The following is a 14,479-nucleotide window of genomic DNA, read 5'->3' as shown; positions in this document are numbered from 1 at the left end:
GATTGTTCAGCCTTCCTACCTGCCGTTACTTTTTCTTGCCCAGCTGCGCTAGAGCCGCACGCAAGAGGGAAGACGTATCGGCATCAGGGTTCTCCGCGTATGCCGCTTCCACCACAGGCCGCGCTCCCTTATCAGTAAACCCAAGACCAATGAGCGCTTCCGTCACGCTTTCTACCACGGCCCCGCCGGCTGGCGCGACGGCGGTATCGCTGGCACCTGCAGTAGAGGGCTCGCTTGGCGCAAAGGCCGCCACCTTATCTTTCAGCTCCAATGCCAAGCGCTGAGCCATACGCTTACCGACGCCCGGGATAGATTGCAGCGCCTTCACGTCTTCCGCACCAATTGCAGCTGCGAGCTCCCCTGCGCCCATGACCGAAAGCGCCGCCAAAGCAAGCTTTGGTCCGAGCCCCGACACGGATTGCAGAACTTGGAACATCTCGCGGTCCTCATCAGCGCTAAAGCCATAAAGAGTCAGGGAGTCTTCCTTGACCACCAAGTTGGTGAGAACCGTAGCTGCTTCCCCGCGGCGCAAAGTGCCCAGCGTTTTTGGGGTGGCCAAGAACTTGTATCCCACGCCTGCACAATCGATGACCCCATGGTCGAGTCCAATATGGATTACCTCTCCACGCAGTGCAGCAATCATTGGCTTCCTATCCTTTTCTCTCAGTAAATTTCTCTACCGCTTCTTAGCTTGTCCGCGCACGCCACTTGTCTTGGCTCCAAGCCCAAGACCATTCTGGTCCATCCGCGCAATGGCAGGGGCGCGCCAGCAATGACACACCGCCAAGGCGAGTGCATCGGCGGCGTCGGCAGGCTTGGGCGGCTCCGTCAACCCCAGAATACGGGTGATCATAGCGGTCATCTGCTTTTTATCGGCGCGTCCATTTCCAGAGATTGCCTTTTTCACCTCGGATGGGGTGTACATATACACCGGAATATCGCGCTCAGCTGCAGCCAGCACCAACACCCCTACCACGTGGGCAGTTTGCATGACCGTGGAGACCTGGCCGCGTTCGAAGACTCGCTCGATCGCTACCACATCCGGCGTATAGTCATCCATCCATTCTTTCGCTGCCACTGAAAGACGCAGGAGGCGCTCCGTTAAGTCTTTATCGCTAGGGGTACGAACCACACCTACAGAAACCGGGAGAATTGCTCGGCCGCGACCAGCTTGAACCACGGAAAGTCCGCAACGCGTCAAGCCTGGGTCAATCCCCATTACGCGCATTCCTTCTAGGTTCATCTCTCCCCCATTGTCATGTCAGCGCCTTATCGCACCGCCTACTGCCCCCATTATGGACTACACACAGGTGTTCTACAAACGTAGTAGTCCACCCCACCATAGCGAAGCGCCGGCAGCGCCTCCGGCGAGCAATTCTCGCGGAGCGCTCCCGGCGCTACATAGCCGCCGCTCTTGCGGCGAAGAGGTGATTAACCCTCGTTCAACTCGGCTAGTACCTCATCGGACAGGTCCATGTTGGTGTAGACGTTTTGCACGTCATCGGAGTCTTCCAAAGCATCAATGAGGCGGAAAATCTTCTTGGCATCATTGGCATCAAGCGGCACCTCAACAGAAGCGCGGAAGTCATTATCAGAGTCATCGACCTCAATATCGGCTTCCTTGAGCGCGTCCTTAACGGCCTGCACATCCGTCGGAGCGCAGACGATTTCGAACTTCTCGCCCTGGTCCTTTACCTCTTCCGCGCCAGCTTCTAGCACGGCCATCAAAACATCGTCTTCCGTCAGCTCGCCCTTTTCTATTAGGACGTAGCCGGTACGGGTGAACATATAGGCCACGGAGCCGGATTCGCCCAAGTTGCCGCCGTTTTTAGACATAGCGGTACGCACGTCGGTCGCCGCACGGTTGCGGTTATCCGTAAGGCACTCAATGAGCATGGCCACGCCGTTGGGGCCATAGCCTTCGTACATGATGGTTTCCCAGTCGGCGCCGCCGGCTTCCTCACCGGATCCACGCTTGCGAGCACGCTCAATATTGTCATTGGGGACGGAGGCCTTCTTGGCCTTCTTGATCATGTCATCAAGGGTTGGGTTAGCCGCTGGGTCACCACCGCCGGTGCGGGCCGCCACTTCGATATTCTTGATCAGCTTGGCAAATTCCTTGCCACGCTTTGCATCGTTGGCAGCCTTCTTATGCTTGGTAGTTGCCCATTTCGAGTGGCCTGACATGTAGTCCCTTTCTAATCGGGTGCTGAAACTGGTGGCAATTATACGTGTGCTGCATGAATGCGTGAAAGCGACCCCCTTATAAGCGGGGCATATTTACACGTTGTGCCAATTGCCATGGGCGGAGCCGCTGCCCAGCTTTTCATCCAAGAAGCGCGTGAGGCCCTCTTGATTGACCAACGCCACCAATTCGCCCTCCTCCGTAAAGAGCTTGCCGCGCGCAATTGCCGTTCCTTGAAATGCTGAGGGTGATACTTGCTCATATAAGAGCCATTCATCCACGCGAATAGGACGCAGGAACCAAATGGCATGGTCGAGGCTGGCCAACTGCACTTTCTCTCCCTGATGCGGAAGGAGCGCGGAGCGGATGAGAGTCATATCCGACATGTAGGTCAGCGCGGCGCGGTGGAAAGCCGGATCCTGCGGAAGCTCACCGGTATTGCGAAACCAGATATGACGAAATCCTGCACCGGTGCGTTCCGCTGCCACAGGGGCTCGGCCTTCCTCTGGTACCAAGCGGATATCCCATTCCTCCCACTCTTTGAGGATGATGCGGGTGGAGTAAGGCGCACCGCCACCGGAACGAGCTGTTTCTTCGGGCCCAGGTACCTCCGGCATGGGATCTTGGTGCTGCGGTCCGCAGTCCCCGTTGCGGTGGAAGCTCGCCATGGCAGAGAAAAGTAGCGTGCCCCCTTGGTAGGCGCGTACCTGCCGGTTGGCAAAGGATCTACCGTCCCGAATGCGCTCGACCCGCAACTCAATCGGCCGGCTCGCGTCACCAGGCCCCACAAAATAGCCGTGCAGGGAGTGGACCTCTTTCCCGGAAACGGTGCGTTGGGCCGCAGCCACTGCTTGGCCAGCAATATGTCCGCCGAAAGTACGCTCAATCCGCGACTCCACCGCCGGGCCACTAAAGACATCGTCCGCTCCCGTTTCCTCTATGTTCAAAATCTCGCGGATGGCCGCCATCTCCACACTCCCAATGTCCTAAATCACTACCGCTAGCAATTGTCGTCCACACTACTAAAAGGTCGAGCCGCCGATTCCTTTTCTCATTATCTCTCCCCCATTTTTTGGCATAAGTGGAAGAATTTTCTAGAAGAAACTATGTCCGCCACCGAAGTGAGCGCTCTTTGAATAAAGTCTTTTGGGTGAAACGCCTCGCTTCTGTTCCTGCAGTTTGGATTGGGTGGGTTATCGCCCGCCTGTGCCTTGTATATCTACTCAAGATTGACCACAGTCCCAGGGGCGATGTCGCATATTATTTTGCGGGTATCTACGGCGACGACCCAACTCAAATGACCGAGTACCCTCATGCAGGCACGTGGCCTACGGTGCTTTTGGGGTGGCTCACCGGTGAAAATATCACCGCTTTCTATATCGGCTTTACCATCATGACGCTGCTTGTCGACGCCGCGTTTTTAGCCCTGCTGCTGCGCCACCATCCCACCCAACCGCGCGCTTTTTGGGCCGCTTGGTTCTGGGTTTTCTTCGGCACCGCGGCCGGCCATGCCTTTGTGTGGCGCCTCGATATTTTCCCCGCCCTAGCCGTCGCCGGAGCAGCCGCCCTTCTGGCTACCCATCCCCTTATTGCCTCGGCGTTACTGGGCTTTGCCACCACCATGAAGCTTTGGCCCGGAGTGCTCGCCGCAGGCTTAGTGGGCCGCTTCAATAGGTCTGCGACCTGGCAACGCCTGCTCGTCTTCTTCTGCACCATCATTGCAGTCTGCGCCATAACGGTTGCCACCTGTGGCACCGAACGCTTACTTTCACCTTTAAACTACCAGGGCGTGCGCGGTCTCCAGTTGGAGTCCATCCCGGCGACCTTCCTGTTGCTGCAAGCGCATCGCCACCCCGGCCGCTGGGATTTGGGCTACGCCGCTTCCAAGAGCTTTGAGATCTCCGGGCCCGGCGTGGATACCGCCATCAGGTGGAGCACCATAGCGATCATTATCATCCTGGTGTTTGCGGTGGGATGGGCGCTCTACCGGCTGTGTGCCGGCGGATGGACTACGCGCACCACCATGGCGTTCTTTAGCGTTATGGTCTTGCTCCTTATCGCGACCAATAAGGTTTTCTCCCCGCAATACATCGTCTGGCTCGGCCCGCTGCTTGCAGTGGTGATCCGCCAGCGACTTCCACAAGGGTTTACTACCTTGCGGGTAGTCCAGCGCCTGCTAGCGGTCTGCGCCATTATCGCCGCTGCGCTGGGTACTTTGGTCTATCCGTTTAACTACGACTACATCTGGCATTACGTGGGCGAGAATATGTTCCCCGTTTATCTCTTGGTGGCCCGCAATATTCTCATCGTGGTTATGGCCATCATTGGGCTTATATGGTTTGCGCTCGAGGTGGCGCTGGCTGGAAAACTGGAACGCCCAGGAATTCACCAGCCACACGCGCCAAGCGCCCTGGCACAGCCGGTTTTACGCCGCCGAGGCGGCCGGCACTCGCTTCGGTCATAAAACCGCTCAGCAGGCTACTCAGCCAGCATGTAGTCAAAGTATTCCGGCAGCTTTGCGGTGCCGCCCAGATGGAAAAGCCGCACCGCAGGGCGCAGACGCAAAGCGCGAGTATCGCTGACCGCTTCGTTATAAAAGCGGTGGGCGAGCTGGATTCGCCCTTCGGCGTCGGCAAGCGCGGCGGGGCGGCGCTCTGCGGGAAACTCTTGCACAATGGCGGCAGAAAGCTCCCGCTCGGCCAGCGTGCGCGGTTCGAAGTGGCCTTGGTAGAGTTCGGTGGATTCGGCTCTTTGGGCCAGGGCCGCCAGCCCTGGTGCTACTGCCGCTGTGACCGCTGCCCTGCGGTCTAGGGCCGCCTGTAGCTGTGCCAGCGAGGCATCGGTGCGAATGTGCAGTGAATTGAGCCGCTGAGCGGTAAAAAGCGCCCAGGAGCCCACGATGATGAGCAGAAAGAGGACTAGCGCAATTTCAATGGCCATTAGCGCTTCACCCTCACCTTGGTTCCGTCCTGGACGGTTTCATAGACCTGCATAACAGCTGCTGCCACATGGTCCCAGTCATACGTGCTGGCACGCTCGACGCCATTGCGTGTCAGCCGAACCCGGTACTCGGCATCATCAAGCACCTCACTTAAGACGCGCACCAGATCTTCACTATCCTCATTGCGGAAGAGTGCGCCGGCAGGCTCATCAGAATCGGCGTTGCACACCGCGCGGAAGGCTTCAAGGTCAGAAGCAACTACTGCCGCGCCGGCCGCCATGGCCTCTACTAACACAATGCCGAAACTTTCGCCCCCGGTATTTGGGGCCACGTATACATCGGCGCGGCCGAGGATCTCGGCCTTTTCGGCATCGCTGACTCGGCCGACAAAATCTACGCCTTCTACCTCGCGAGCACGGCCGCCACCCATGATGGTAACGCGGAGGGGGTGGTCTATCTGGCGGAGCGCACGAAGCAGGATATCCAGCCCCTTGCGCGGCTCGTCGAGCCTGCCTAAGAAGACTACTTCTAAAGGATCTCCGGGGGCCTTGGCTGGGCTGCGGCGCCGTGCCTGCGCGTATACCGATGTATCCACGCCGTTGGGAATGAGGACTGGGTCTCCGCCCAATTGCTCCACCTGCCAGCGGCGCGCCATATCTGAAACCGCGATACCGCCGCGGATCTTTTCCAAAAAAGGCGCGAGGAAAGGCTTGGCAAGGGTCAAGACCAGCGAGCTCGACGCGGAGGCGTGATACGTGGCCACCAACGGTCCCTGCGCTACGGCCAGCGCGGTCATGGAAAAGCTCGGGGAATTGGGCTCATGGATGTGCAAAACATCAAAGTCGCCATCTTTGATAAAGCGTTTGACCTTGCGCGTTACCTGAGGTCCGACGGACAGGCGGGCCACCGAACCGTTATAAGCAATGGGAAAAGCCGGGCCTCCCTTGACCACAAAATCAGGCAGCGGCGTGGAGTCAGAAGCGGGGCCGATGACTTGAACATAGTGCCCTTGCTCTATATATACAGTGGCTAGATCAAGGATATGGGCTTGAACTCCGCCCGGTTCATCAAAGGAGTAGGGGCACACGATGCCGATCCGCATTATTTCTCGCCTTCCTGCCGTGCACCAGCGTGGCGGCTATCACGGGCCTTGTGCGCGGCGCGCGCTTGCCGACGCCTCTCAATATCGACATTCCACTGCGGCTGCAGCATATGCCAATCCTCCGGATGCCGGCGAATATTGGCAGCGAAGCCATCGGCCATGCGTTGCGTAGTCTCTTGTACGTTTGTTACCTCAAGTTCCGGAGACACCGATAGGCCCCAGCCCTCTCCCTTAAACCATGAGTGCACCACATGGAGGGCGGCACCAGTCTCCAGCGCAAGGCGGGCGGGTCCGGCGGCCATATTGGCCTCCTCCCCCATGAAATCTACGCTCACACCACTTCGAGTCAGGTCACGCTCGGCCAGCAGGCACACCACGCCGCCAGCTTCTAATACTTCTTTGAGGCGAGCAAAAGGCGAGGCTTCGCCTCCGGTGAGGGGAAGGACCTCAAAACCGAGGGTTTCGCGGTAGTCCACAAAGGCGTCGAAAAGCACTGCGGGCTTCAAGCGCTCTGCGACAGTGGTGAACTGGCCATAGTGGCCCACGAGGAAGACACCCGCCATATCCCAATTACCCGAATGTGGGAGGGCCAAAATAGTGCCGCGTCCGGATTGAGCGGAAGCATCAAAATGCTCGAGACCTTCCAAGCCGCTGAGCAAGCGCTCGTGCAGGCTGGCATCGCCGTGCATAGCCGGCAGGCGGAAGGCCTCCATCCAATAGCGCATATAGGAGCGAACGGAATCGCGTACCAGCGCGCGGGTAACGTTTTCCGGCCCCACCACCCGGGCAAGGTTGCGGCGCAAGCCTTCCATTCCGCGGCCATTGCTGCTGGCAAAATCTGCGCCCCACCGAAACAGCGTGCGCGCAATGGGCTCAGGCAGCCGACGCACCACCTTCCACCCCGCGAGGTAGCCCGCCGCGGAGAGGTCTTCTTTATCCCACATGGTGTTAAAACCTCCTGGTTTTTCGGTGGTGCTCAGCGAGCTAGTGCTGCTCCTGGCGGGCAGCGATGACCATGCGCTGGCACACGGTAAAGATGGAGCCAACGGCAAGGATCCACAGCGCTACCTCGATAGCATGCGGAACGCCAAGGCCCTCAAGGCCAATGCCGCCCAAGCCCAAGAGAAGCCGCTCAGGGCGCTCGATGAGGCCGCCGACCATCTTGAATCCAGACGCCTCTCCCCTAGCCTTGATATAGGAAATGACCTGAGAACATACCAAGGTGACAAAGCAAGCGATGACCGTAATGCGGGAAGAATCCGCGGAATAAATCAGCCACCACGCAATAGCGCTAAACAAGGCACCATCGGTGATTCGATCGCAGGAAGCATCCAAGGTCGCGCCAAAGGCGGTGGCTTTGCCAGTCAGACGCGCCATGGTGCCGTCGAGCATGTCAAAGGCGGCAAAGAGGCCGGATAATACGGCAGCGGAAAACAGGTGACCGGTAGGAATGAGGATCACCGAAATAGCAATGGTGACAATGGTTCCCACAATAGTCACCACATTCGGGGTCAGGCCCAGCTTTAAAAAGGCCTTCGCTATAGGTTCCACCACCACGGCGGCGGGCTTTCGCCCATGCACGCTAAGCACGCGAATCCTCCTCTTCCATCTCGCGCCAACCTTCTGCCAGCACGCGGCGTGTATCCTGCAGAAGCTGCGGTAATACCTTAGTCCCATCGAGGACAGTCATAAAGTTACTATCCCCAGGCCACCTTGGCACCACATGCAGGTGCAGGTGATCTCCCACGGAGCCTCCTGAAGAGCGCCCCAAGTTCAAACCTACGTTAATGGCCTCGGGGTGAGAGACGCGTTTGAGTACCCGGATAGCCTTTTGCGCAAACTCCATCAGCTCTTGAGATTCCTCTTGCGTTAGGTTCTCAAGCTGAGATTCTTTACGGTACGGCACCACCATGAGGTGTCCAGCGTTGTACGGAAAGAGGTTTAGCAATGCATAAACACTCTTGCCACGGGCGATGATGAGCCCGTCTTCGTCGCTACCCTGCGGGGCGGCAACGAAGGGGTCCTCAGAGCGCTTGGCTATATAAGCCATGCGATAAGGTGCCCACAGCCGCTCTAGACGGTCCGGTTCGCCCGCGCCTGAGTCAACGAAGGTCCCCTCCGCCGCTCCATTGTCGAAAGCGGCGGAGCTTTTGGTCTCGCGCGTCTTTTTAGCGTCGGGCACTGATGAGCTCTTCAGTCGGCTGCTCGTTATTGCGTTCTGCGACCCACGCAGTGATGAGCTCCACAGCCTCATTCACCGGCACACCATTGACCTGGGTGCCATCTAGGAAGCGGAAGGACACGGCGCCGGCTTCCACATCGCGAGCACCGGCGACCAGCATGAATGGGACCTTTCCGGTGGTGTGATTGCGAATCTTTTTCTGCATGCGGTCATCGGAGGTATCCACATCGGCGCGGATTCCCTTCTGGCGCAGCTGTGCGGCAACTTCTTCAAGGTGCGGGGAGAATTCATCGGCCACCGGGATGCCCACCACCTGGTGCGGAGCCAGCCAAGCTGGGAATGCGCCAGCGTAGTGCTCCAGCAGCACACCAAAGAAACGTTCAATGGAGCCAAAGAGCGCACGGTGAATCATGATCGGGCGCTTCTTTGTTCCGTCCGAAGCGGTGTATTCCAGCTCGAAGCGCTCGGGCAAGTTGAAGTCCAATTGCACGGTAGACATCTGCCAGGTACGGCCAATGGCATCGCGGGCCTGGACCGAAATCTTTGGACCGTAGAAAGCTGCGCCTGCTGGGTCCGGTACCAGCTCCAAGCCAGACTTTTCCGCGACCGACTGCAAGATGGAAGTCGAGCGCTCCCAAATCTCGTCGGAACCGACGAACTTATTCGGATCCTTGGTGGAAAGCTCCAGGTAGAAATCAGACAGGCCATAGTCCTTCAGCAGGGAGATGATGAAGTCCAGGACCTTGGTGAGTTCTTCTTCCAGCTGTTCTTCAGTGCAGTAAATGTGCGCGTCGTCCTGGGTAAAGCCGCGGGCACGGGTGAGACCGTGGACCACGCCCGACTTTTCGTAGCGGTAGACGGTGCCGAACTCAAAGAGGCGCAGCGGCAACTCGCGGTAGGAACGGCCACGGGATGCAAAAATCAGGTTGTGCATCGGGCAGTTCATGGGCTTGGCGTAGTAGTCCTGCGGCTCCTTGACGGTATTGCCCTCTTCGTCATACTCGCCATCGAGCTGCATTGGCGGGAACATGCCATCAGCGTAGAAGTCCAGGTGGCCCGACTTCTTGAAAAGATCGCCCTTGGTGATATGCGGGGTGTTGACAAAAGAATAGCCGGCCTGGACGTGGCGGTTGCGAGAGTGGTTTTCCATCTCCATGCGCACGGTAGCGCCATTCGGGTGGAATACCGGGAAACCGGACCCAATCTCATCTGGGAAGGAGAAGAGGTCAAGTTCTTGGCCCAAGCGGCGATGGTCGCGCTTTTCAGCCTCTTCCACCATGGTCTGGTAGGCCTCCAGGGCCTCCTTGGACTCAAAAGCGGTGCCGTAAATGCGCTGCAGGCCAGCCTTAGACTGGTCTCCGCGCCAGTATGCAGCAGAAGAGCGGGTTAGCGTGAGGGCCGGGATGTACTTGGTGGTTGGAACGTGCGGTCCGCGGCAGAGGTCGAACCACTCTACTTCCCCGGTGCGCGGGTTGATGTTGTCATAGTGGGTCAGATCGCCGGAACCAACCTCGGCGGCCTCATCGGAGTCAGGGTCAACGTTGCCCTTGTCCTGGACCAGCTCGAGCTTGAAGGGTTCTCCGGCAAGCGCCTGCTCCGCTTCTGCAGCGGATTCGTAAACGTGGCGCTCAAAACGCTGGCCTCCCTTAATGATCTTCTTCATGCGCTTTTCAATCGCCTTGAGATCTTCCGGGGTGAAAGGCTCCGCGGTTTGAAAATCGAAGTAGAAGCCATTTTCAATGGCCGGGCCGATGCCCAGCTTGGTGCCGGGGAATTCGGCCTGCACGGCCTGCGCCATAACGTGGCCGCAGGAGTGGCGGATTACCGCGCGACCGTCTTCCTCGCAGGCGGCTACCGGGGTGAAGGTGGATTCCGTGTCGGGGGTGTGCGACAAATCAAAGAGAGTGCCGTCTTCACCGCGAACGACTACGACAGCCTCAGGGCCCTTATTGGGAAGATTGAGCTCTCGCATTGCTGCGCCCACGGCCTGGCCGGCGGGCACGGTGAAGGAATCGTAATTGACCGGTACTGCGGGAATGAGTTCCGCCATAATCGCGCTCCTTTATGCGCTCGTGCGTCGGCGGCATACCTGGCCGCGTCCGCTATTTAAATTTACGGATAGCTATTCTACAACCCTGCATACTCGCAAAGCGATTTCGCCCACCAAGATTCACGCCCATCCGCGTCGAGGGTGCCCGGCGGGCAGAAATACATAGCGGAGCCGATATGGGTCAGCCACTCATTCATCAGGTCAGATTTATCCAAACGGGCCTGGATAGGCTCGAATTGCTTGGTGGGATCCTGCTGATAGCAGATGAAAACCTGGCCGATATTGGAAAGCTGCCCATCCTTGCCATCGGGGGCCAGCTCATAGTTATACGGCCGGCGTAGGATGCGTTGCTCCGGATGATCAGCAGGTGGCGCGGCCACGGCCATGTGCGAGTTTTTATCAATCACCGGCAAGCCGTAGTCATCTACCGCATTGAAATCTGCAGCATCAAATTCTTCTTCACCGGTAAGCGGGGCGCCGGTGTCAAGCTTACGGCCCACCGCATTTTCACGGGAGGAGCGATCCAGCTTCTCCCACGTATCCACGTTCATGCGAATGCGACGCACCACCATGGCCGTTCCCCCTTGCGCCCACTTCGGCCCTTCATCGATCCACACTTGGGCTGCAAAATCTTCCTCGCTGCGCGGGTTAACGGTGCCGTCCTTTTGCCCGAACATATTGCGCGCAGTAGCGCCCTTTTCGTGGCTGCCATAGGCATTAATAAATCCCTGCTGCAGCCACTTCACACTGGCATAGTGCTCACCGGCTCGCACCATGTGGCGCAGTGCATAAGTATTCATCAACGGGTCATCGCAACAAATCTGAAGGACAATATCGCTTTGTCCCCATTGTCGTTGCAGCTCATCACGCTTAAAGGAACGCACATCTCCCAACCAGTGTGGTTTCTCCACGCCGAGCAGGGAGAATACCTTCTGGCCTAGACCGCAGGTGATGGTCAAGTTGGCGGGCTGTTGCACCATTTCCGGTTCCAGGGTGCCCAGCGGCGGCTCCCCCGTACACAGCGCGCGGGCGTCCTCGGTCCACAGCTTCATGAGGTTGGCAAACTCTCGCTTGTCGACGCCCCTTTTAAAGTCAAACCCCACCAGATTCAGGTGAGCCTGCTCTGCGGTAGCAATGCCCGCCTGATGCTCGCCGTCAAAAGCCACGAGGGCGTCGGCAAGCGCAGGCTGTTCCTGTGCCCCAGCATCCGGGGAAGAGCCCTGGTTATTGCAGCCTGCCAACGCGAAGGCGCTGGTCGATACCGCAGCGCCAGTGAGAAATCCCCTTCTGCTGAACCCAGACATGGTTAGTGGTCGTGGCCTTCCTTATTGTGGGACATATCTCCGTGCTCCATGTGGGACATATCGTGGCCTTCCATATCGCCGTAGTCCTCATCCCCGGAAGGCATGCTACGCGTTTGGGTCTCGCCCAGATCGAGCTCTTCGCCGCCTTCTAGCTTCACCTTAAGGTCAAGGGATTCGCCGGGAGCGATGTGGTTTCCCATTTCCATGAGCATGAAGTGGTCACCGCCTGGTGCAAGTTCGTGGGACTCGCCGGCCTTGACCACCAACGGGCTCGACATTTCCTGCATCTTGCCATCGACGGTCTCATGGATCTGGTTCACCTTGGCATTAAGACTGGTGGAAAAACCGGTGATAGCGATGTCCTTATCGGTGTGGTTCACCAAGGTGCCAAAAATAGCAGTCATGTCTTTATCTTCGTTGGCACGCACGACCGCGTCTTCGAAGGTCAGGTCCTCGGCTGCGGCGGGGGAGGACTTCTCCGCAGCGCTGGAGGTGGCATCAACCTTCGACTCGGTGGAGTCATTTTGGTTCTGCGGGGAGCAACCCGCCAGGGCAAGGCCGGCCACAGTTAACCCCACAAGGGCAATGCTAGAAATCTTGGACATTATTTTTCACCTTCCGAATCAATGCGACGAGACTTGCCAATAAATAGGGCAACTACTGCGGCAATTGCCAAAACGCCGCCCACGCCCAAAATGATTTTCAGCGACATCGGCAGCCCCTCGGTTGCTTCCTGGTCTGTCGCGTCAGACTCGCCAGCCTCGGGGTTTTCGGCCCCGTCACCTTTAACGGAAAATTCCACACCACCGCGAGTAGCGTGTCCATCCGAAGACGTGATTTGGAAACCCACCTGGTAGTTGCCCGGCCCAGGGTTAACCCCCTCAGGAGTCTCAATTGTGAGGTCTCGTTCATGGAGCTGCGGTTCCTGGCTAAAGAGCTTCTCACCGGTATCGGCGTTGGTTACGGCAAAGGTGTTGAAGTCCTCTTTGGGGATGCCAGAAAACTCAAGGGTGATTTCCTTAGGGAACTCATCGAGTTGATCGCCGTCTTTGACCGAACCGCCAATAACGGAGTCGTGCGCGAATGCGGCAGGCATCGACCCGCCCAAGACCAGTGCGGCTGTGCCCACTGCTGCGGCTGTGCGGCGCAGCCAAGGTACGCGGTAGCCCATAGATAGCTCCTTTGTGATGTTGGAAAAGCACAAGTTGAATTGTCAGACATACTAGCCCGCGACTTGCCATAGCGGCAATCACAAAAAGCAGCGCGTCGAGTCATATGTCGGCTTGAACTGGGCTCGAGTTCCGCTTCCTTAATAAAAAGAGGTATTTATCACTATTTAAGCCAAGTTGACTCAATTCCAGCGGACCTAGCCTTAGGACCTCTCCCCCTGCCGGGCATTAAAAAACGGACCAGAAACCATCAGAGCAAAAATAACCAGGGCGACGCCAACACCGATGAGCGTCAAAGGCCACGCCCCGCTGCCACTGCCTTCAGCCGCATCTGCCGCAGTAAGGCCCATAAAGAAAAGCACAGTCCCCGAAACAAAAGACGCGAAGCCGCAGGCTCCAACCAATAGCGGTACCACTAGTGCGCGTGACATCTTTCCTCCTCCGCTTTGGGTTATGACTCTTCAAAGGCAAGCGTATCGCACAGCACACGGAAGGAGACAAGAAAAAAGCCGCCCCGTCTCTGGGGCGGCTACATGGAGCGGATGACGAGACTCGAACTCGCGACCCTCACCTTGGCAAGGTGATGCGCTACCAACTGCGCTACATCCGCACAACAAACCGGAGTTTGCTACAGAGCCTAAAAAGAGACTCTCGTGCGCGATACTGGGATTGAACCAGTGACCTCTTCCGTGTCAGGGAAGCGCTCTCCCACTGAGCTAATCGCGCTTAATGCCCGAAGGCATTAAGAAGTTGAGGTGGAAACGGGAATCGAACCCGTGTGCACGGTTTTGCAGACCGTTGCCTCACCACTCGGCCATTCCACCGTGGCGATACCGCCTCACACAATACAGTGCTGGAGCGGATGACGAGACTCGAACTCGCGACCCTCACCTTGGCAAGGTGATGCGCTACCAACTGCGCTACATCCGCATGCGAAACCAGGCCCGGTTTCTAGGACAAAGTCCTTGTGCGCGATACTGGGATTGAACCAGTGACCTCTTCCGTGTCAGGGAAGCGCTCTCCCACTGAGCTAATCGCGCGCTATTCACTTAGAATCACTCTTCACAGGTAGCCCTTTGAAAAGCGTGGAGCGGATGACGAGACTCGAACTCGCGACCCTCACCTTGGCAAGGTGATGCGCTACCAACTGCGCTACATCCGCATTGCGCCGCAAACTTTTATTCCGTTGCGGTGCGAGAAGAAACATTATCGTGCTCCGCGCCAGTTTCCAAATCCCCAGCCCAGCGCCTTGCTTTTAACCGCCGATATTCCACGTTTGTACGTTCCCAAATCACACCGGTGTGATTCTTGTGGACCGCAGGCGCCCAGCCGCCTCCCGCTCATGAGTAGCCCTACGCAGCCAATTAGGCGTTTGAATTTCAAGCGGTGTACATTTAGCCACCGCACGGTCCTATAGCTCAGTGGGAGAGCGTTCCGTTCACACCGGAAAGGTCACTGGTTCAATCCCAGTTAGGACCACCACTTCCCCGCCCTGCGCTCCACTTCACAGGTAGCTTGGGCGGGTTTCTTTGTGTGCCGGTAAGGT

At 57.8% G+C, this 14,479-nt stretch carries 15 protein-coding genes and 7 tRNA genes; 2 read left to right on the top strand and 20 right to left on the bottom strand.

Going from position 1 to position 14,479, the window contains the following annotated elements; all coding sequences use genetic code 11:
- Positions 1 to 25: 25 nt before the first annotated feature.
- The 4 genes from ruvA to RAE07_RS03965 all read right to left on the bottom strand — a co-directional run bounded on the left by ruvA (position 26) and on the right by RAE07_RS03965 (position 3,153).
- A complete protein-coding gene (ruvA, locus tag RAE07_RS03980; RefSeq protein WP_023021432.1) occupies positions 26 to 643 on the bottom strand; it encodes a Holliday junction branch migration protein RuvA in 618 nt (205 codons plus the stop codon).
- A gap of 33 nt (positions 644 to 676) precedes the next feature.
- The gene (gene ruvC, locus RAE07_RS03975; RefSeq protein ID WP_034655377.1) at positions 677 to 1,243 is read right to left on the bottom strand and encodes a crossover junction endodeoxyribonuclease RuvC; all 567 of its coding nucleotides are present in this window, start codon (positions 1,241 to 1,243) and stop codon (positions 677 to 679) included.
- 188 nt (positions 1,244 to 1,431) lie between these two features.
- Positions 1,432 to 2,187, bottom strand: coding sequence for a YebC/PmpR family DNA-binding transcriptional regulator (locus RAE07_RS03970; protein ID WP_023021430.1), 756 nt, complete (start codon positions 2,185 to 2,187; stop codon positions 1,432 to 1,434).
- 93 nt (positions 2,188 to 2,280) lie between these two features.
- Entirely contained in the window at positions 2,281 to 3,153 is an 873-nt protein-coding gene (locus RAE07_RS03965; RefSeq protein WP_023027862.1) for an acyl-CoA thioesterase, read from the bottom strand.
- Between the two features lie 329 nt (positions 3,154 to 3,482).
- On the opposite strand from RAE07_RS03965, the gene RAE07_RS03960 reads away from it, so the two are divergent.
- The gene (locus tag RAE07_RS03960) at positions 3,483 to 4,649 is read left to right on the top strand and encodes a glycosyltransferase family protein (protein ID WP_232212594.1); all 1,167 of its coding nucleotides are present in this window, start codon (positions 3,483 to 3,485) and stop codon (positions 4,647 to 4,649) included.
- A 14-nt stretch (positions 4,650 to 4,663) separates the two neighbouring features.
- Here RAE07_RS03960 and RAE07_RS03955 read toward each other — a convergent pair whose 3' ends face one another.
- The 16 genes from RAE07_RS03955 to RAE07_RS03880 all read right to left on the bottom strand — a co-directional run bounded on the left by RAE07_RS03955 (position 4,664) and on the right by RAE07_RS03880 (position 14,095).
- Positions 4,664 to 5,125, bottom strand: coding sequence for a hypothetical protein (locus RAE07_RS03955; protein ID WP_023021427.1), 462 nt, complete (start codon positions 5,123 to 5,125; stop codon positions 4,664 to 4,666).
- The gene (locus RAE07_RS03950; protein WP_023021426.1) at positions 5,125 to 6,228 is read right to left on the bottom strand and encodes a glycosyltransferase family 4 protein; all 1,104 of its coding nucleotides are present in this window, start codon (positions 6,226 to 6,228) and stop codon (positions 5,125 to 5,127) included. Before RAE07_RS03950 ends, RAE07_RS03955 begins: the two co-directional genes overlap by 1 nt.
- Positions 6,228 to 7,172, bottom strand: coding sequence for a phosphatidylinositol mannoside acyltransferase (locus RAE07_RS03945; protein WP_023021425.1), 945 nt, complete (start codon positions 7,170 to 7,172; stop codon positions 6,228 to 6,230). The genes RAE07_RS03950 and RAE07_RS03945 overlap by 1 nt, the downstream gene beginning before the upstream one ends.
- A gap of 40 nt (positions 7,173 to 7,212) precedes the next feature.
- Positions 7,213 to 7,818, bottom strand: a complete 606-nt coding sequence (gene pgsA / locus RAE07_RS03940) for a phosphatidylinositol phosphate synthase (protein ID WP_023021424.1) — start codon at positions 7,816 to 7,818, stop codon at positions 7,213 to 7,215.
- Positions 7,811 to 8,410, bottom strand: coding sequence for an HIT family protein (locus RAE07_RS03935; RefSeq protein WP_023021423.1), 600 nt, complete (start codon positions 8,408 to 8,410; stop codon positions 7,811 to 7,813). The genes pgsA and RAE07_RS03935 overlap by 8 nt, the downstream gene beginning before the upstream one ends.
- A complete protein-coding gene (gene thrS, locus RAE07_RS03930) occupies positions 8,397 to 10,460 on the bottom strand; it encodes a threonine--tRNA ligase (RefSeq protein ID WP_317001389.1) in 2,064 nt (687 codons plus the stop codon). Before thrS ends, RAE07_RS03935 begins: the two co-directional genes overlap by 14 nt.
- Positions 10,461 to 10,537: 77 nt before the next feature.
- Entirely contained in the window at positions 10,538 to 11,764 is a 1,227-nt protein-coding gene (locus RAE07_RS03925; protein WP_316328523.1) for a Dyp-type peroxidase, read from the bottom strand.
- Positions 11,765 to 11,766: 2 nt separating this feature from the next.
- Entirely contained in the window at positions 11,767 to 12,369 is a 603-nt protein-coding gene (locus tag RAE07_RS03920) for a copper chaperone PCu(A)C (RefSeq protein ID WP_023021420.1), read from the bottom strand.
- A complete protein-coding gene (locus RAE07_RS03915; RefSeq protein WP_023021419.1) occupies positions 12,369 to 12,935 on the bottom strand; it encodes a copper resistance CopC family protein in 567 nt (188 codons plus the stop codon). Before RAE07_RS03915 ends, RAE07_RS03920 begins: the two co-directional genes overlap by 1 nt.
- A gap of 201 nt (positions 12,936 to 13,136) precedes the next feature.
- Entirely contained in the window at positions 13,137 to 13,364 is a 228-nt protein-coding gene (locus tag RAE07_RS03910) for a hypothetical protein (protein ID WP_316328524.1), read from the bottom strand.
- Between the two features lie 103 nt (positions 13,365 to 13,467).
- Positions 13,468 to 13,543: transfer RNA gene (locus tag RAE07_RS03905), tRNA-Gly, on the bottom strand.
- A 44-nt stretch (positions 13,544 to 13,587) separates the two neighbouring features.
- Positions 13,588 to 13,659 (bottom strand) — tRNA-Val (locus RAE07_RS03900).
- A 27-nt stretch (positions 13,660 to 13,686) separates the two neighbouring features.
- Positions 13,687 to 13,757 (bottom strand) — tRNA-Cys (locus tag RAE07_RS03895).
- Positions 13,758 to 13,787: 30 nt separating this feature from the next.
- Positions 13,788 to 13,863 (bottom strand) — tRNA-Gly (locus RAE07_RS03890).
- Between the two features lie 38 nt (positions 13,864 to 13,901).
- Positions 13,902 to 13,973, bottom strand: a tRNA-Val gene (locus RAE07_RS03885).
- Between the two features lie 46 nt (positions 13,974 to 14,019).
- A tRNA-Gly gene (locus RAE07_RS03880) sits at positions 14,020 to 14,095 on the bottom strand.
- A 245-nt stretch (positions 14,096 to 14,340) separates the two neighbouring features.
- On the opposite strand from RAE07_RS03880, the gene RAE07_RS03875 reads away from it, so the two are divergent.
- A tRNA-Val gene (locus tag RAE07_RS03875) sits at positions 14,341 to 14,415 on the top strand.
- Positions 14,416 to 14,479: the final 64 nt, after the last annotated feature.

This window comes from Corynebacterium nasorum (genome assembly GCF_032821635.1).
GTDB lineage: Bacteria > Actinomycetota > Actinomycetes > Mycobacteriales > Mycobacteriaceae > Corynebacterium > Corynebacterium kefirresidentii.
Note: the sequence above shows the minus strand (reverse complement) of the source record. Positions and strands in the feature narration are given on the sequence as shown.